16 protein-coding genes are annotated in these 17,690 nt (G+C 73.3%); 6 read left to right on the top strand and 10 right to left on the bottom strand.

Translation table 11 applies throughout. The features are described 5' to 3' along the window. The first annotated feature begins 95 nt into the window (after window positions 1-95). Entirely contained in the window at window positions 96-3,776 is a 3,681-nt protein-coding gene (locus ACFV9O_RS11475; RefSeq protein ID WP_385415525.1) for a S8 family serine peptidase, read from the top strand. Between the two features lie 73 nt (window positions 3,777-3,849). On the opposite strand, the gene ACFV9O_RS11480 is transcribed toward ACFV9O_RS11475, so the two are convergent. The 4 genes from ACFV9O_RS11480 to ACFV9O_RS11495 all read right to left on the bottom strand — a co-directional run bounded on the left by ACFV9O_RS11480 (window position 3,850) and on the right by ACFV9O_RS11495 (window position 7,466). Further along, window positions 3,850-4,095 carry a hypothetical protein gene (locus ACFV9O_RS11480; RefSeq protein WP_385415528.1) on the bottom strand — a complete coding sequence of 82 codons (246 nt, stop codon included), beginning with the start codon at window positions 4,093-4,095 and terminating at the stop codon, window positions 3,850-3,852. Then, window positions 4,079-4,330, bottom strand: a complete 252-nt coding sequence (locus ACFV9O_RS11485) for a DUF6400 family protein (RefSeq protein WP_385415531.1) — start codon at window positions 4,328-4,330, stop codon at window positions 4,079-4,081. The genes ACFV9O_RS11480 and ACFV9O_RS11485 overlap by 17 nt, the downstream gene beginning before the upstream one ends. A gap of 111 nt (window positions 4,331-4,441) precedes the next feature. Continuing rightward, window positions 4,442-6,001, bottom strand: coding sequence for a carboxyl transferase domain-containing protein (locus ACFV9O_RS11490; protein WP_385415533.1), 1,560 nt, complete (start codon window positions 5,999-6,001; stop codon window positions 4,442-4,444). Further along, the gene (locus tag ACFV9O_RS11495) at window positions 5,994-7,466 is read right to left on the bottom strand and encodes an acyl-CoA synthetase (protein WP_385415535.1); all 1,473 of its coding nucleotides are present in this window, start codon (window positions 7,464-7,466) and stop codon (window positions 5,994-5,996) included. Before ACFV9O_RS11495 ends, ACFV9O_RS11490 begins: the two co-directional genes overlap by 8 nt. Before the next feature lie 336 nt (window positions 7,467-7,802). Here ACFV9O_RS11495 and ACFV9O_RS11500 point away from each other — a divergent pair, with 336 nt between their 5' ends. Then, window positions 7,803-8,072 (top strand): hypothetical protein, encoded by a 270-nt coding sequence (locus ACFV9O_RS11500; RefSeq protein ID WP_385415538.1) that lies wholly within the window; start codon window positions 7,803-7,805, stop codon window positions 8,070-8,072. On the opposite strand, the gene ACFV9O_RS11505 is transcribed toward ACFV9O_RS11500, so the two are convergent. Next, complete coding sequence (locus ACFV9O_RS11505) at window positions 8,069-9,292, bottom strand: nitrate/nitrite transporter (protein ID WP_385415540.1); 1,224 nt, start codon at window positions 9,290-9,292, stop codon at window positions 8,069-8,071. The two genes, ACFV9O_RS11500 and ACFV9O_RS11505, sit on opposite strands and share 4 nt — an antisense overlap. A 55-nt stretch (window positions 9,293-9,347) precedes the next feature. After that, window positions 9,348-9,980, bottom strand: a complete 633-nt coding sequence (locus ACFV9O_RS11510) for a hypothetical protein (protein ID WP_385415541.1) — start codon at window positions 9,978-9,980, stop codon at window positions 9,348-9,350. 70 nt (window positions 9,981-10,050) lie between these two features. On the opposite strand from ACFV9O_RS11510, the gene ACFV9O_RS11515 reads away from it, so the two are divergent. Next, window positions 10,051-10,479 (top strand): Lrp/AsnC family transcriptional regulator, encoded by a 429-nt coding sequence (locus ACFV9O_RS11515; RefSeq protein ID WP_385415544.1) that lies wholly within the window; start codon window positions 10,051-10,053, stop codon window positions 10,477-10,479. A 248-nt stretch (window positions 10,480-10,727) separates the two neighbouring features. Here the strand turns inward: ACFV9O_RS11515 and ACFV9O_RS11520 are convergent, their stop codons facing one another. The 3 genes from ACFV9O_RS11520 to ACFV9O_RS11530 form a co-directional block, all read right to left on the bottom strand. Then, window positions 10,728-12,260, bottom strand: coding sequence for a GAF domain-containing protein (locus ACFV9O_RS11520; RefSeq protein ID WP_385415546.1), 1,533 nt, complete (start codon window positions 12,258-12,260; stop codon window positions 10,728-10,730). Window positions 12,261-12,333: 73 nt separating this feature from the next. Then, window positions 12,334-13,371: a rod shape-determining protein gene (locus ACFV9O_RS11525; RefSeq protein ID WP_385415549.1), complete on the bottom strand. Its 1,038-nt coding sequence runs from the start codon at window positions 13,369-13,371 to the stop codon at window positions 12,334-12,336. 284 nt (window positions 13,372-13,655) lie between these two features. Continuing rightward, window positions 13,656-14,204, bottom strand: a complete 549-nt coding sequence (locus tag ACFV9O_RS11530; RefSeq protein WP_385415552.1) for a hypothetical protein — start codon at window positions 14,202-14,204, stop codon at window positions 13,656-13,658. 174 nt (window positions 14,205-14,378) lie between these two features. On the opposite strand from ACFV9O_RS11530, the gene ACFV9O_RS11535 reads away from it, so the two are divergent. Continuing rightward, the gene (locus tag ACFV9O_RS11535) at window positions 14,379-15,092 is read left to right on the top strand and encodes a hypothetical protein (protein WP_385415554.1); all 714 of its coding nucleotides are present in this window, start codon (window positions 14,379-14,381) and stop codon (window positions 15,090-15,092) included. 500 nt (window positions 15,093-15,592) lie between these two features. On the opposite strand, the gene ACFV9O_RS11540 is transcribed toward ACFV9O_RS11535, so the two are convergent. After that, window positions 15,593-16,036, bottom strand: a complete 444-nt coding sequence (locus tag ACFV9O_RS11540; protein ID WP_385415557.1) for a MarR family winged helix-turn-helix transcriptional regulator — start codon at window positions 16,034-16,036, stop codon at window positions 15,593-15,595. A gap of 91 nt (window positions 16,037-16,127) precedes the next feature. Here ACFV9O_RS11540 and ACFV9O_RS11545 point away from each other — a divergent pair, with 91 nt between their 5' ends. Then, the gene (locus ACFV9O_RS11545) at window positions 16,128-17,153 is read left to right on the top strand and encodes an NADP-dependent oxidoreductase (RefSeq protein WP_385415559.1); all 1,026 of its coding nucleotides are present in this window, start codon (window positions 16,128-16,130) and stop codon (window positions 17,151-17,153) included. Between the two features lie 63 nt (window positions 17,154-17,216). Further along, window positions 17,217-17,639: an organic hydroperoxide resistance protein gene (locus ACFV9O_RS11550; protein WP_385415562.1), complete on the top strand. Its 423-nt coding sequence runs from the start codon at window positions 17,217-17,219 to the stop codon at window positions 17,637-17,639. Window positions 17,640-17,690 lie beyond the last annotated feature (51 nt).

Here is a 17,690-nt window from a genome sequence, read left to right on the forward strand (position 1 = left end):
CCGCCAACATCCGGTCGCCCGAAGCGACTTCCGCTCACCCACACTCTTCGCAACGCCCGGAGCCACCCCTTCACCGGGCGTACGAGGAGACATTCATGACCAGAGCACCCGCGAGGAGGAGAGCACGGCTGCTGGCGGCCGGGCTCTCCCTCGTACTGCTCCCGGCCGGACAGGCCCTCGGCGCGGAGACCCCCGACAGCCCCAAGGGCGCTGTCGCCCCTGCGGAATCGGCCGCCCGCCACACCGTCACCCTCATCACCGGCGACGAGGTCACCGTCACCGACCTCGGCGGCGGCCGCAAAGCCGTCGCCGTGGAGCGTCCCAAGGGCGCCACGGGTGCCGTACGCAGCGAGGTGGCGAACGGCCGCGTCACCGTCGTACCCGACGAGGCCCGGCCCTACCTCCACTCCGGGGTCCTCGACAAGCGGCTGTTCGACGTCACCGGGCTCATCGAGCAGGGCCTCGGCGAGGGCGAACCGCTCCCGCTGATCGTCACCCACGCCAAGGGCAGCCGTGCCGCGACCCCGCGCGGCGGGGACACGGTGCGGTCCCTGCCCAGCATCGGCGGCGTGGCGATGAAGGCCGAGCCGGGGATCCTCTGGGACGCGGTGGCCACCACGCGCCGCACCTTCTCCGGCGGCATCGAGAAGATCTGGCTCGACGGCCGCGTCGAGGCCGACATGGCCGAGTCCAACGCCCAGATCGGCACCCCCGACGCCTGGGAGGCCGGACTCACCGGCAAGGGCGTCAAGGTGGCCGTCCTCGACACGGGCGTCGACGCGGGCCACCCCGACCTCGCCGGACGCGTCGGCGAGTCGAAGAGCTTCATCGAGGGCCAGGAGGTCGCGGACCACCACGGCCACGGCACCCACGTCGCCTCCACCGTCGGCGGCAGCGGCGCGGGCTCCGACGGCGAGGAGAAGGGCGTCGCGCCCGGCGCCGACCTCGCCGTCGGCAAGGTCCTCGACAACGACGGCAACGGCACCGAGTCGCAGATCATCGCCGGCATGGAGTGGGCCGCCAAGGACATCGACGCCAAGATCGTGTCGATGAGCCTCGGTTCGCGTGAGGGGAGCGACGGCACCGACCCGATGGCCGAGGCCGTCAACACGCTGTCCGCCCAGACCGGTGCCCTGTTCGTCATCGCCGCGGGCAACTCCGGCGCCCCCGGCACCATCGGCTCGCCCGGCGCCGCCGACTCCGCGCTGACGATCGGCGCCGTCGACTCCGCCGACCGGGCCGCCTACTTCACCAGCCAGGGCCCGCGCTACCGCGACTACGCCCTCAAGCCGGACCTGTCCGCGCCCGGCGTCGGCATCCTCGCCGCCCGCTCCCAGCTGACCCCCGGCGACGGCCTGTACACCTCGATGAGCGGCACGTCCATGGCCACCCCGCACGTCGCGGGCGTCGCCGCGCTGCTGGCCGAGGAGCACCCCGACTGGACGGGCGCGCAGCTCAAGGACGCGCTGATGTCGTCGTCGAAGCCGCTCGAGGCGTCGCCGTACGCGCTCGGCGCCGGCCGTGTCGACGTACCGGCCGCGACCCGCGCCCGCGTCACCGCGACGGGATCCGCCGACCTCGGCTTCCACAGCTGGCCGTACGAGGCCAACCAGCCGGTCACCAAGACCGTGACGTACACCAACCACACCGACGCGCCCGTCACGCTGACGCTCGCCGTCGAGGGGCTGCCCGCCGGTGCCGCCACGCTCGCCGACACCACGCTCACCGTGCCCGCGCACGGCACCGCGCAGACCACCGTCACCGGCGACGGCGCGAAGGCCGCCGTCGGAAACAACGGCGGCCGCATCACCGCCACCGCGGCCGACGGCACGGTCGCCGCACGCACCGCCCTCGGCCTGGTCAAGGAGGAGGAGCGGTACACCCTCACGGTCCACGTGAAGGACCGCGACGGCGCCCCGACGGCCGCCTACCTGGGGGTGCAGAAGCTCGAGGAGGGCGTGGACCCGTTCCCCGAGCTGGTCGGCGAGTCCGGCACGCTCGAACTGCGCCTGAAGCCCGGCACGTACACCGTCGACACCCTCCTCGACGTGCGCGGCTCCCACGGCAAGGACTCCCTGGGCCTCGGCTTCATGACCGCCCCCGAGATCGTCCTCGACCGGGACCGCGAGATCACCCTCGACGGACGGCAGCTGCGCGAGATCCGTGCCGAGGTCGAGAAGCACACCGAGACCCGGCAACTCGTCATGGAGTTCGACCGGAAGGCGAACGGATCACACTACGGCGGCCACGTCCTGGTCCCGATGACGTACGACTCGATCTTCGCCGCGCCCACCGCGAAGCCCGCCACCGGCACCTTCGAGTACCGGACCGTGTGGCGGCTCGGCAAGCCGATGGTGGAGGCGAGCGTCGGCGGCACCCGGCTCTCCGGGGCCACTCCCCAGGGCGGTACCGCCCTGCTCGACGGCCAGTTCCGCCTCGGGCTCGTCGACGCGGGCACCGGCACCGCCGCCGAGTACGAGGGCAAGGACGTCGCCGGCAAGGCCGTCCTGATCCGCCGCACGGCGGACGCCAACACGGCGCAGCTGGCACAGAACGCCCAGGACGCGGGCGCCAAGGCCCTCTTCGTCACCGACGACGAGCCCGGCCGGCTGATGTCCTGGTTCGGCACGGCGGCGTGGGAGGACCGGCCGCTCGCCGTCGCCACCGTCAACTCCGCGGACGGGGCGCTGCTCTCGGCCGCCGCAGCGCGCGGCACGCGACTCGACCTGACGGCCACGCGCTACACCCCCTTCACGTACGACCTCTCCGAGGTGCACCGGGGCGCGATCGGCAAGGACCTCGTCTTCCGTCCGGACGACGGCGAACTCGCCACCGTGAACTCCACGTTCCACATGCCGACGGGGAAGAAGGAAGAGGGCGGCGAGTTCCGCTACGCGATCACCGACACCTTCCCGATCGGCTGGGGCTTCAAGGAGCGGATCGCGTTCCCGACCGCGCGCACCGAGTACGTCTCCACCGGCACCGGCCAGCTCTGGCACGAGTCCGTCGACCTCGGCGATTCTCTCGAGGAGCGCGGCGGCCTCATCCCCTACCGGGGCGGCAGCCGCGTGGACCGCGAGTGGTTCAAGCCGGTCTGGCACTCGTGGCTGGGCACCGGACTCGGCTGGGGCCAGACGCGCGTCGGCAACACCCTGCGCTTCAACACCCCCGGCTGGGGCGACTCGGGACCGGACCACACCGGCTTCGGCAACGTGTGGAGCGACGACTCGATGACCCAGTTCACCGAGGTGTTCGTCAACGGCACCAGCGTCGACCGCAGGATGAGCTCCGGCGCCTACGCCTGGGACGCCCCGGCGGAGGAGGCCGACTACCGGGTCGTCACGGACACCACGCTCGAGCCGGAGCGGTGGCGGCTGTCGACGAAGGGCCACTCCGAGTGGACCTTCCGGTCCACGGAGACCCCGCAGGACAGGGAGACCTACCTGCCGATGATCAACCTCGGTTTCGACCTGGACACCGACATCAACGGCAACGTCCGCGCCGGAAGCCGCCTGCCCGTCGGGATCTTCGCCGAGTACGTGAAGGGCGCGGCGGACACCGGCACCATCGGCGGCGGCGCCATCGAGGTCTCGTACGACGACGGCGAGACCTGGAAGAAGGTCGCACTCGACCGGGTACACGGCAAGTCCGTGGCATGGGAGGCGGACCTGTGGGTGCCGAAGGGCGCGCAGTACATCTCGCTGCGGGCCTCGGCGACCGACGACCGGGGCGGCACCGTGAAGCAGGAGATCATCCGGGCGGTCGGCGTGAAGTGACACGCTGATCCCCCCGGAGCGGAGGCCCGGTACGGCGAAGCGGCGCCGTACCGGGCCGTTCAGCGTCCGAGGCTCAGCAGGCGGGCGCGTCGTCCGCGGGGCGGCCGGTGCGGCGCCGGGTGTCGAGCGACCACATGTGGGTGCAGCCCGGGCACTGGAGGTGGACGACGGTCCCCTTGTTGGAGATCAGATATCGCCAGTGCACCCGGCAGTTGCGCCGGTCGGCGCAGGTGGCACAGTCCCGTGCGTCGTCGCAGTTGGGGCACGGCACCCAGGCGCGGCGGGCGATGTCCGCCTGCGGATCAATGGGCAGCCGCACGGCCGGGCTCCCCTCCGGGCAGGACACCGGCGGCCACCAGCATGTCGTACGTGCGCTGCTGCTCGGCGTCGAGGCCGGAGTACAGGAGCGCGTAGGCCTCGTCCTCGCCCCGCAGCACGGCGACCGGGTCCCAGTCGGGTCCGAGCGCGGCCACGACCTCCGCACGGCGCCGGGCCTCCTCGAAGGTCAGGTCGATCGTGAAAGGTATGGGACCGGAAGCGTGGTCCTGGTCCATGGCGAGACCTCCGGTGGTGCTGGTCGGGGTCTGCCACGTCTACCAGAGGGTCGGGACGGGCGTGAAGCGCCAGAGTTCGGCTGTGACGCACTTCATGAGCGCTTTGCCCTTTTACTCCTTAGTCGTCACGATTCCGCGTACGACGCCCAGGTCCACCAGGTCCTGCGGCCGCAGCCGCAGCTGGTCGGCGGTCGCGGGAGCGTCGGACGGGGTGCGCTTGAGGATGGCCGCGGCGAGCTCCGGGGCGATGACGGAGAAGTAGCTGTCGGGCGTGGCCCAGGTGTTGCCCGGAGCGGCCAGGGCCAGAGCGCCGCCCGACCCGCCCTCCCCGATCACCAGCGTCGTCACCGGCACCCGCGCCTCGGCCACGGCCGCGAACGCCTCGGCGATGGCCGCGCCCGCCCCGTCCCGCTCGGCCTCGGCGTCATTGGCCGCGCCCGGCGTGTCCACGAGCGTCAGCACGGGAAGGCCCAGCCGGTCCGCGAGCCGGATCAGCCGGGCGGCCGTCCGGTACCCGGCGGGCCGTGTCGCCGTACCCGTCTGCGCGGCGTACGCGACCGACCGCCCGCCCCGCAGCCCGAACCCGCACAGCATCCCGGGGTCGGTCCCGCCGCACCGGTCCCCGAGGACGGCGAGCCGCTCGTCGAAGTACGCGTCGAGATAGGCCCCGGCCCGCGGCCGCCGGGCCGAACGGGCCTGCTGCACGGCATCCCAGCCGGTCGGCGCCACGGCGGTGCCGCCCAGGGCGGCGGGCGGGGGCGCGGGAGCGGGGGAGGGGGCGGAGGCAGACGAACCGCCGGTCAGGAGTGCCAGCCACAGCGCCAGCGTGGAGCGCAGCTCCTCCGGCCGGACGATCGCGTCGACGTGCCCCGCGGCCAGCTGGCCCTCCGCCGTGTACGCGGACGGGTCGGCGTCCGGTGGGCGGACGCGGGAGCCCGCGAAGCCGATCTGGGCGCCGGGCAGGGCCAGGATCACGTCCGCACCAGCGCCGAGGGTGGCCCAGCCGCCGCCCGTCGTGGGGTCGCGGACGACGGCGACCTGGGGGAGCCCGGCCGCGCGGACGAGGGCCGAGGCGCGGGCGACGCGGTGGAGCTGGGTGAGGGCGACCATGCCCTCCTGCATCCGGCTGCCGCCGGTCGCGATCATCGACACCAGCGGGAGCCGCGCGGCGCGCGCGTGCGCGTACGCCGCCTCCAGCCGGTCCCCGGTCCGCTCGCCCAGCGACCCGCCCATGAAGCGGAACTCGAACGAGACGACCACGGCACGCCGCCCCCCGATCTCCGCGGTGCCCCAGACGACCGACTCCTCCTCGCCGGTACGGGCCACCGCCCGCGCCCGCGCAGCGCCGTACCCGACCCACCCGAGCGGCCCGTCGCCGAGGGCCGCATCACCGGACGCGTCCGGTGATGCGGGACCGGCGCCGCGCCCTTCGGCGGGCGTGCCCGGTGCGGCCCCGTCCGCCGCACCCGCCCTGCCGGCCCTGGGCGCGGCCTCGGGCTCGGACCCTTGGGTCGGCGCCGACCAGGCCGTCGCGCCCGTCGCGCCCGCCGAGGGCACGGGACCAGGCCCCGGGCCCGCCTCCACGGACGAGCGCCGCGAGGACGGACCGTGTTCCGTGAACTCGTCCGCGATGAGCGCGATCGCCTCGCGCGCGGGCAGTCCGTCAGACACCGGCCCGGCCGTCCGTCAGTGCCCGCTTCATGATCTTGCCCATGTCGTTGCGGGGCAGGGCCTCCAGGAAGCGGACCGTGCGCGGGCGTTTGTGCGGGGCCAGTTGCGCGGCCACATGGCCGGCCAGCTCGTCGGCCGACGGCGGCCGCGCCGGATCCGCCGGCACCACCCACGCCACCACCCGCTCGCCCAGATCCTCGTCCGGCTCCCCGGTCACCGCCGCCTCGCGCACCCCGGGGTGCTCCAGCAGCGCGTTCTCGATCTCGCCGGCGCCGATCTTGTAGCCGCCGCTCTTGATCAGGTCCGTCGCCCGGCGGCCCACGATCCGTACGTAGCCGTCCGCGTCCCGGACCGCCATGTCCCCCGTGCGGAACCAGTCCCCGTCGAACGCCGCCGCCGTCGCGTCCGGCCGGTTCAGATACTCCGTGAAGAGGTTCGGGCCGCGCACCTGGATCTCGCCGACCGTCTCGCCGTCGTACGCGGTGATCTCGGAGCCGTCGTCCTCGACGAGCCGCAGCTCGACCCCCGGCAGCGGCAGGCCCACCGACCCGGCGCGGGGCTCCCCGTCCACGCGCACACTCGTGTTCATCAGCGTCTCGGTCATCCCGTACCGCTCGACGACCCGCCGCCCCGTCGCCGCGAAGATCCGCTCATGGTCGTGGACCGGCAGCGCCGCCGAGCCCGACACCAGCAGCCGCGCACCGGCGAGCGCCTTCGCCGACTCCGGGTCGCCCTCCACCGCTTCGGCCAGCCGGTGGTACATCGTCGGCACGCCGAACAGCATCGTCCCGCCCGCTCCGAGTTCCCGCGCCACGCCCTCCGGCGAGAACCGTCCGAGGTGCCGCACCGCCCCGCCCCGCCGCAGCGGCCCCAGGACCCCCAGGATCAGCCCGTGCACATGGAACAGCGGCAGGGCATGCACGAGGACGTCGTCACCGGTCCACGCCCACGCCGCCTCCAGCGCGTCCAGCGTCGCCGCGACAGCCCGCCGGGGCAGCACGGCACCCTTCGGCGGGCCCGTCGTGCCCGAGGTGTAGACGATCAACGCGGGTGCACCCGGGTCCGGCTCGGCCGGGAGCGGGACCTCCGGCTGCCCGGACCCCGCCGACACCGGGATGTCCAGACGAGCCAAGGCGCTCAGCACCGGCGGAAGTTCGTCCCCCGGCCCCGCCAGCACCAGCGACGGCGCGCTGTCCCCGACGATGTGCGCCAGCTCCCGCTCGCCGGTCTTCGGGTTGAGCGGCACCGCGGGTACCCCCGCGAGCAGCGCGGCGACCACCCCGACCGCGGTCTCCAGCGACGGCGTGGCCCACACCGCGACCCGCCCCGCTCCCGCGATCCGTCCGGCCAGCGACCCTGCCGCCTCGGCGAGTTCGCCGTACGTCAGCGCACGGTCCCCGAAGCGCAGCGCGGGCCGGTCGGAACCCTCGCCGCCCGCGGCCAGGGCCGGGAAGAGAGCACTCACTCGTCATCCTCCTCAAGTCACGCGTGCACGGGGCTGTTCATCCTTGCCCGCAGCCAGCACCATTCTCCCCGCTGCTCGCTACTCGTGCGTAACAAACGTTGAGGGGGACGCCGCCGTGGCCGTACCGCGCGCAGGACTGATCATGCTCCTCGCCGCCCTTGCCATGCTCCTCGCCCCACCCGCCCAGGCCCAGGCGCAGCCCCGAGCCGCCGCCCGCACGCCCGTCGTCCTCGTCGCGGCACCGGCACCGTCGCCCACTGGGTCTCCCTCGGCGGCCCCAACCACGGCACCTCCGTCGCCCGGGCCTGCGCCGTCCGGGACCAGGCCTGCCGCGACATGACCCCCGGCTCGTACGTCCGGACGAACCTCGCGTCCGGCGACGAGACCCCTGGCGAGGTGAGCTACGCGACGTGGTGGTCCGACTGCGACGAGATGATCAACCCGGACAGCAGCGTCCCGCTGACCGGCGCCACGAACAACGCCGCCCGCTGCCTCGACCACAACGCCCTGCTCGGCGACGACGCCGTCTCCCAGGGCGTCCGCGCGTTCCTGCAGAGCCAGGCCCAGGCCCAGGTCCAGGTCCAGGTCCCGGCCCCTGGTCTCTAGGCCCTCGCCGCCGCCTGTGCCGACCGGATCTCGTCGGCGCCCGGGCGGATGTTCCGCATCCGCCCGTAGGCGTACACACAGCCCGCCAGCGCCAGGTCCGACAGCAGCATGAAGCCGATCGAGTACGAGCCCTTCGCGCTGTACACCGCACCCATCACCAGCGGCGGCACGAACCCGCCGAGCCCGCCCGCCGCGCCGACCATCCCGGTCACGCTGCCCACCTGCGGCTGCGGGGTCACCTGGGCGACCAGCGCGAAGACACTGCCGCTCGCGGTGCCGAGCCCGGCGGCCATGCACAGGAACGCGAGCGTGCCGACCGGTGCGAGCTGCGGGTCGAAAGCCTGCACGATCGCCCACAGCGCCACGAAGCCCAGCGCGGCCGCCGTCACCAGCGCCGGGTGAATACGGTCCGACAGCCAGCCGCCGACCGGCCTGAAGATCACCGTCATCAGCGCGAACCCGGCCGCTTTCGTGCCCGCCTCCGTCGGCGAGAGCTCGTACCAGGTCTTCAGATACGTCGGCAGATAGACGCCGAACGCCACGATCCCGCCGAAGCCGATCGCGTACAGCGCGCACAGCTCCCACGTCACCCGCAGCCGCCCGGCCTGCCCCAGCCGTGCCGCCAGCGAGGACGTCGGCACCGGCCGGCCCGGCCGGTCGGTGATCAGGGCGGCGGCGAGCAGCGCGTACACGGCGAGCGCGATCGCGACGACGTAGAAGGGCATGTCCTCGCCGAGCTTCGCGATCCGCGGCGTGAAGAACCCGGACAGCGCGACGCCGCCCATGCCCATGCCGAACACGCCGATGGCGAAGCCCCGGTGGACCGGCGGGAACCAGGAGTTGACCAGCGGAACCCCGATCGCGAACGTCGTACCGCCGAGGCCGAGCAGAAAGCCCACGACGAGCATCGCGCCGTACGAGTTCTTCGCCGGGATCAGCAGCAGCACGGGCACGATCGTCAGTGCCGACACCAGTGGGAACATCAGCTTCGCGCCGTACCGGTCGGTGAGCGCGCCCGCCGGGATCCGCCCCAGCGACCCCACCAGGACCGGCACCGCCACCAGCAGCGACTGCTCGAACGAGCTCAGACCGAGCCGGTCCTTGTAATCGCCCGACAGCGGCGCGATCAGATTCCATGCCCAGAAGGTGAGCGTGAAACCGACCGTGGCGAGGACGAGATTGCGGTACGCGGCGGAGGAGGGCTTGTCTGCGGCTTCCACGACACCAGTCAAGAGCGACGCCGGCGCGCGGGCCCGTCGTGCTGAGCCGTACGGTTCACGGCAGCGGGAGAGCGACCTTCACGGCGTACACGGCCACCAGGCCGTACCCCACCCGGAACGTCCAGGCCCGCGCCCGCGCGCCGATCCGCGAACCCGCGAAACCGCTCACGGCGACGAGCACCTGCTGCCACACGAACGACGCGGCGAACACCCCGGCCACGAACACCGCCCCGGCCGTGCCTCCGCTGAGGGCGGCGCCCTGGGCGGTGGTGAGGGCCGCGAAGTACAGCGCGGTGGTGGGGTTCACGAGGGTCAGCGCGGCGAACCGGGTGAAGGTCCGCACGGCCCCGCCGGACCCCGCCGCCGTGGTCGCCGTCGTCGCGGCGGCGTCGACCGCCCGACGCGAGGCCCACAGCCCCCGGACCGCGATCACCATCAGCACGGCTGCCGACACGAGCCGCACCCACGCCTCGACCCCCGAGAGCACGGACGCGACGAGCGGGCCGAGGGCCGTCGCCACCGCCGCGTACGCCATGTCGACCACCGCCACCGCGGCGGCCGCGGCGACGGCGCCGCGGCGCTCGCGCATCCCCTCCTGGATCAGCAGGACCCCCACCGCACCCAGCGGCATCGCCACACCTAGGCCGGCGGCCGCACCGGCGACCGCGGTCGTCCATGTCTCGCTCATGGCGCTCACGATCGGACCGCGCCCGCGGCCCGCGCGGCCGGATTAGGGTCCGCACTGCGACAATCGCGGTATGGACCGCCTCGACAGTGAAATCCTCGGCGTGTTGCAGGAGGATGCGCGGATCTCCTACCGCGATCTGGGTGTACGGGTCGGGCTGAGCGCGAACGCGGCGGCCGACCGGGTGCGGCGGATGCGCCGCGTGGGCGTGATCCGCGGATTCACGACTTTGGTCGACCCGGCGGCGGCAGGGGCCCGCGAGGGCCTCGTCGTCTTCATCGACATCACGCTGCGCCTGGACACGACGAACGAGGAGTTCGAGGACGCGGTGCGCCGCTTCCCCGGCATCACGGAGGTCGTCCACGTCACGGGCGCCCACGACTACCTCGTCCGCGCCCGCGCAGCCGACCCTGCGGCGCTGGACACCCTCCTCCGCCGCCTCAAACGCGAAGCGGGCGTCGCGCAGTCCAGCACCCGCATCGCCTTGCGCACGGCCCGGTAGGCGCGCTCCGGGGCGCGTGTCCCCTGGGTTGCCCGGCACCCAGGCGTGCCGTCCCGGCCACGACCACCCAGCCCGTCCGGCGTTCGAGGACGGGCACACCGGCTCACCGTGCGGTACCGCGCACGCTTCAAGCCCGTCCGGCGTTCGAGGACGGGCACACCGGCCCACCGTGCGTTGCCGGTACGGGCACACCGGCCCACCGTGCCCCGCACACCGCGACCCGGGGCAGTCGCGGGGGTCCGGGGCCGTCATCCCCCGGTCCACGTCGTCGTCGTCCCCGCGCCGCCGTCATCCCGCACCCCGTTGTCCGTCACCGTCAGCCGCACCCCCGGACCCCCGTCCGGAAGCGTCACCGTCGCGTCGACCTCCACGTCGATCGCGGTCACCCCGGCCCGCCGGTGCGCCGCCGCGAGCGCGCCCCGCAGGGTCGCCAGTAGCTGATCGGCGTGCGGCTCCTGCACGAGCGCGTCCACCGCCCCCGTGAAGTGCACGGACGGCTGGAAGCCGAGCAGTACCGCCGCCCCGCCCGTCTCCCTCAGCACCCGCCCCCGGAACGACGTCGGCGCCTCCGCCGGCGGCTGCTGCAGCGCGAAGATCGCGGTGCGGACCTCCTGGATCGTGGAGTCCAGCTCGTCCACGGCCCGCCCGAGCAGCTCGTCCTCGCCGGACCCCACCCCCGCCGCCCGCCGCCTGGTCGACTCCAGCATCATCTCGGTGGCGAAGAGCCGCTGGACGACGAGGTCGTGCAGATCGCGGGCGATCCGGTCGCGGTCCTCGTACACCGCGAGCTGCTCCCGGTTGTGCTGCGCGTCCGCGAGGACCAGCGCCAGCGCCGCCTGGGAGGCGAACTGCGAGGCCAGCAGCCGGTCCACGGCCGTGTACGGGCGGCCGCCGCGCCGCCGCGGCAGCGCGAGCGTGCCGATGAGCCTTCCGCCGCTCTGCAGCGGCAGCATCATCGAGGGCCCGAAGCGGTGCCGTACATGCGTCGTCATCCGGGGATCGGTCGCGGAGTCCTCGATGAACACCGGCTCGCCGCCGAGGAGTTGGACGAGCACGTCCGACCCCGGCTCGATCGTCGTACCGATCAGGTCGCCGGGGTCGTCCAGCGTGGAGGCCGCGACGACCTCCATCCCGCCGTCCTCCGTGGGCTGGAGGACCACCCCGGCGGAGGCGTCCGCGAGTATCCGCGCCCGCTCGGCCACGGTCATCAGCGCATCCGCGGCGGTCTCCCCGGTGAGCAGCGCCGTCGTCACCGCCGCCGCGCCCTCGATCCAGCGCTCGCGCTGACGCGCCGCCTCGTACAGCCGGGCGTTGCCGATCGCGATGCCGGCCTGGGAGGCGAGGACGCGCAGCAGGGCCAGGTCGTCGTCCGTGAAGGGGCCGGAGCGCTTCTCGGTGAGGTAGAGGTTGCCGAACACCTCCGTGTGCACCCGGATCGGTGCGCCGAGGAACGAGTGCATCTCGGGATGGCCCTCCGGCACACCGCACGAGCGCGGGTCGGCCGTCAGGTCGTCGATCCGCAGCGGCCGTGGGTCCTCGATCAGCGCGCCGATGAGTCCGCTGTGCCCGTCCGGGAGGGGGCCGATGCGCTCCCGCTCCTCGTCGGTCAGTCCGGTGGTGAACAGTTCGGTGATCCGGCCGCGCTCGGGGTCGACGACGCCGAGCGCCCCGTACCGGGCGCCGATCAGCCTGGTCGCCCAGTCCACGATGTGCTGGAGGGTGGCACGCAGCTCGAGGTCGGTGCCGACGCTCAGGACCGCCTCCAGCAGCATGGGCAGCATCGCCGGAGCCCTCCCCGCCGCTTCCCCGCCGGTTCCGCCGCCGGCCCCGCTCCGACCAGGAGGCATCCCGGCGTCAGGCGGTGAGCGGATCGAGGATCATAGTGTGGATACGGCCCTCCAGCATCTCCCCGAGCCCGAGCACCGCGCACACGTCGGGCCGCTCGGCGATGTGCACCGGCATTCCGGTCCTGTCGCGCAGCATCTGGTCGAGTCCCGGCAGCAGCGCGCTGCCGCCGACCATCATGATCCCGCGGTCGACAAGGTCGGCGACCAGGTCGGGCGGGCATTCGCGCAGGATCTTCCCGATGCCGTCGAGGACGGCGGTGAGCGGGGTGTGGATGGCGTCGCGCACGGCGGCGGTGTCGACCTTCACCGAACGGGCGAGCCCGGTGGCGACATCGCGGCCGTGGATCTCGGTGACAGCCGGCCCGCTGAGGGTGAGGCCGTTGCCGCTGAGGGCGAGCTGGAGGGGGCGTACGGACTGGCTGGGCAGCATCAGCTCGTGCTGGTGCCGCAGGTGCTGGATCACGGCGTGGTCGACGGCGTCACCGCCGACGGGGATCCGTACGGCGGTGACGATCGAGCCGAGCGAGAGGACGGCGACCTGGGTGGTGGCTGCCCCGCACACCATGATCATGGTGGCGGTCGGCTGCTCCACCGGCAGCCCGCAGCCGACGGCCGCCGCGATCAGTGTGTCGACGAGTTCGACGCGCCGGGCGCCGAGCCCGACGAGTGTCTCCACGGTGGCGCGCTGCGCCAGTGGATCGGCGTCGTGCGGGGTACAGGCTGCGGCTCGCAGCCGGGGCTTGCGGCGCAGCTGGCGGCGGAGCTTCTCGCCGAGCAGATGGCGCAGCATGCGCTGGGCCATCTCGATGTCGACGACGGTGCCGCCGCTGACGGGGCGCATGACCCGGATGTAGTCGGGCGTCCGCCCGGTCATCTTCTGTGCGAACTCGCCGACGGCGATGAGCGCTCCGTTGCGGGTGTTGACGGCGGCCACGCTCGGCTGGTCGACGACGAGCCCGACGCCCTTGACGAAGACGCGGGTCCTCGCGGCGCCCAGGTCGACAGCGACATGGCAACGGCGCAACTGCTCAAGACTGACGGTCATGGCAGGTCCTCCCGGGAGCGGTTCTCTTCGCATCCTGCGATCGCCCGCGGCCCGGCGCGCGCTGGGCTGAGCCGGTCGGGGGTGATGGAGGGGTGGGTACTTGACGTCACATCAGCCACTGCAGCAACCCCCAGGTGGCTGTGTTGTCGCGGGGGGCGACCTCCGGACCTCCGGCAGGGAGGTGTCGGCGGCCGCGTCACATCAGCCGCTGCAGCAACCCCCACGTGGCTGTGTTCTCCCGGGGCGACCCCCGGACCCCCAGCAGGGAGGTGTCGGCGGTCGCGTCACATCAGCCGCTGCAGCAACCCCCACGTGAATTCCGCGACGCACGGCTTTCCGCCGGGCAGCGTGATGGCCAGCCGCCAGCGCGTCGGGGCCGTGCCCTCCATCGGGCGTACGGGGGCGAAGGCCCTGGCCACCTCGTCGACCGTGCAGGACCAGGGGCGCAGATCGTCCTCCGTGCGCAGCTCGGGACCCGCCGCCCCCGGCGCCCGGACCAGCCATTCGTTCCAGACCGCCCCGCCCGGTGCCGTCAGCACCTCGAAGCGGAGGTCGGGCCAGAGCGGCACCGGCCACAGGAGCGCGTCGCAGTCCAGGTCGCCGATGCGGCGGCGGGCCGTGGACTCGGGTTCGCCGAGCACGGAACGGTAGCGGGCGAGGGAGCCCCGGGTGCGCGGGGAGCGGACCATCGCCTGCCAGCGGCGGTTCGCCTCCCTCATGTCCGCGATCGACGCGCCCAGTTGGTGGCGGGCGTCCTCGACGAGGTCCGGCTGGTGGTCGGCCATCCGGCGGAGCAGGACGAGCTGGAAATCGAGCGGCCCGAAGCTGTTCATGCACCCATCCTGCCCGTCTCCTGCCCGCTTTCTGTCCGCTTCCGGCCCGCCGCCGAGGGACCCGTGGGGACGGGCCGTCGCCAGGCGCCCCGCCAGGGAATCCTCGATTCCACACAAGATCCTCACAGACCCGGCTACCTCTGTTGTCCGGAGCCTGCGTACGCTGCGGGCGCCATGGACTACTGCCACCAGTGCCGTCGGCACCTCAACGGGGCTCTGGCGTGCGCCGGATGCGGTACCCCTGCGGAGGAGCTCAGGCATCACAGCCCTGCCGCGCCCGCGCCCGCGCCTGCCGATGACGTCGTCGTCGAGCTCGGCGGTGCGTACGACGAGGACCGGCCGCCGGCCGGGCGCCGCCGCGCGCCCGCCCAGGGGCGGCGTAGCCGCCGGGCGGCCGGCACGCGCAGACGCCGCAAACGCGGGCGCAAGGTGCTGATCGGGACGGTCGGTCTGGCGCTGGCGGCGGGTGCGCTGAGTCTGGCGGAACTCGCGCGGGAGGCGGCGTGGGACGACGGCGCGTCCGTGGAGGTCCGCGAGGAGGAGTCCATCGCGGTCGACGAGATACCCGACCCGACCGCCAGCGACGAACCGGCGGAGGGTCCCAGCGAGGTGAGCGAGCCGGTCACCACGTCCTCGTCCGCGGCCCGGCCGGGCACGTCCGGTGCGGGGCGCGGGAGTGCGCGGCCCACGGTGGCCGCGTCGTCGTCGCAGGCCGCGCCGTCCGCGACCTCGTCCGCGACGGGGCCGGCGCCGAGCAGTGACGGTTCCCCGTCGGGCACCGGCGCCCCCGGGAACCCGTCGCAGTCGTCGGCACCGCCGCCCCCCGCGCCTACGCCCACGCCCTCGCCGACCGAGACGTGCACGTGGTTCCTGTTCTTCTGCACGTGAGGGCCACCTGCGCCCCCAGAGCCCTGGGGTTGAGCCCGGTACCGCCGGGCGGGCTGGTGTGTCCGTCCTCCAGCGCCGGACGGGCTGAGTGCGCCCCGTACCGCCGGGCGGGCCGGTGTGTCCGTCCTCCAGCGCCGGTTGGGCTGAGTGCGCCCGGTACTGCCAGGCGGGCCGGTGTGTCCGTCCTCAAGCGCCGACGGGCCGAGTGCGCCCCCGTACCGCGGAGTGGGCCGGTGTGTCTGTGCTCAAGCGCCGGACTGGCTGACCACGCCCGGTACCGCCGGGCGGGCCGGTGTGTCCGTGCTCAAGCGCCGACGGGCTGAGTGCGCCCGGTACTGCCAGGCGGGCCGGTGTGTCCGTCCTCAAGCGCCGGACGGGCCGAGTGTGCCCGGTACCGCCGGGCGTCCCGCGGTGTCCGTCCTCCTCAAGCGCCGGACGGCTCCAAGAGGAGCCTCGCCGGCGTTCTGATCGCGGGGGTCGGGGGCGGAGCCCCCGGACACCTACGCGCCCCGCTCCCCCAGCATCCGCTTCAGCAGGTCCCGCAGCACCGTCCGCTCCTCCGTCGACAGTTCCGCCAGCGGCTCGCGCGCGAAGCGCAGGGATTCCCGCAGCCGGCGCGCCGTCTCGCGGCCCTCGTCCGTCGCCGCGGCGATCTTGACACGGCGGTCGGCCGGGTCCGGGCGGCGCTCGACGAGGCCGCGGGCCTCGAGCCGGTCGACTATCCCCGTCACGTTCGACGGCTCGCACTTCAGCGTCTGCGCGATCCGGCGCATCGGCGTCGCCTCCAGCGACAGCAGCCCGAGCACCCGTGCCTGGGCGCCGGTGAGGGAGTGCCGGCTCGCGGCCTCCTCGTACTCGTCGTGGTAGCGGGCCACGACGGTGCCGATGAGATCGACGACCTCCAGGGTCAGCGGGTCGGTGCCGGTACGAGGTGCGGTGGCCATGCCCTCAGCATACCGTGATACTTGACAACCTGAAATATTCAGACGCATGGTTGTTTCAGTACGTGAAGTTTTTCTAGGAGGCACCGCACCCATGTCCACGTCCGCTCTTCCCTCGTCCGGCCGTGAATGGCACCTCGTCGCCCGCCCGCAGGGCTGGCCCAAGCCGGAGGACGTCGCCCTGCGCGAGGCCCCGGTGACCGAGCCCGGCGAGGGCCGGATCCTCGTCCGCAACCTCCACTTCTCGGTCGACCCGTACATGCGCGGCCGGATGAACGACGTGAAGTCGTACGTTCCGCCGTTCCAGCTGGACAAGCCCATGGAGGGCGGCGCGATCGGCGAGGTCATCGCCTCGAACGCGGAGGGCTTCGCGGTCGGCGACCACGTCCTGCACGGCCTCGGCTGGCGCGAGTACGCGGACGTGCCCGCCCAGCACGCCACGAAGGTCGACGCCTCCCTCGCCCCTCTCTCCGCGTACCTCGGCGTGCTCGGCATGACCGGCCTCACGGCGTACGCCGGCCTCTTCGAGGTCGCGTCCTTCAAGGAGGGCGACGCGGTCTTCGTCTCCGGCGCCGCCGGTGCCGTCGGCAGCCAGGTCGGCCAGATGGCGAAGCTGAAGGGCGCTTCGCGCGTCATCGGCTCGGCCGGCTCCGACGAGAAGGTCAAGCTCCTCGTCGAGGAGTACGGCTTCGACGCCGCGTTCAACTACAAGAACGGCCCCGTGGCCGAGCAGCTCAAGGCGGCCGCCCCCGACGGCATCGACGTCTACTTCGACAACGTCGGCGGCGAGCACCTGGAGGCCGCGATCTCCTCGTTCAACGTCCACGGCCGCGCCACCATCTGCGGAATGATCGCCCAGTACAACGCGACCGAGCCCACCCCCGCGCCGCGCAATCTCGCCCTGGTCATCGGCAAGCGCCTGCGCCTGCAGGGCATGCTCGTCAATGACCACGCGGCGCTCCAGCCGCAGTTCGTCCAGGAGGTCGCGGGCTGGCTGCGCTCCGGCGAGCTCAAGTACAACGAGACCGTCGTCGAGGGCATCGAGCACGGCTTCGACGCCTTCCTGGGTCTGCTGCGTGGCGAGAACACGGGAAAGATGATCGTTTCGCTCACCCGGTAGGCTCACCCCAGCCGTCGCGGTCGTGGGCGCGAGCCGCGGCGAACCACAGAAGGAAACAGCTTCATGTCGATTCAGCAGTCCGATGTCCTGTACACCGCTGTCGCCACCGCGGAGAACGGCCGTGACGGCCGCGTCGCCACCGACGACGGCAAGCTCGACGTCGTCGTCAACCCGCCGAAGGAGATGGGCGGTTCCGGCGCCGGTACGAACCCGGAGCAGCTCTTCGCCGCCGGTTACAGCGCCTGCTTCCAGGGCGCGCTCGGTGTGGTCGCCCGCCAGGAGAAGGCCGACATCTCCGGCTCGACGGTCACCGCCGAGGTGGGCATCGGCAAGAACGACGAGGGCTTCGGTCTCATCGTCAGGATCTCCGCGGTGATCCCGAACGCGGACGCCGCCACCGCGAAGGACCTGCTCGAGAAGGCCCACCAGGTGTGCCCGTACTCCAAGGCCACCCGCGGCAACATCACGGTCGAGCTCGCGGTCTGACCCGTACGCAGGGAGGGCCGCACCCCCGCCGGGGTGCGGCCCTTCCGCACG

It is taken from the genome of Streptomyces sp. NPDC059909 (genome assembly GCF_042730885.1).
Taxonomy (GTDB): Bacteria; Actinomycetota; Actinomycetes; order Streptomycetales; family Streptomycetaceae; genus Streptomyces.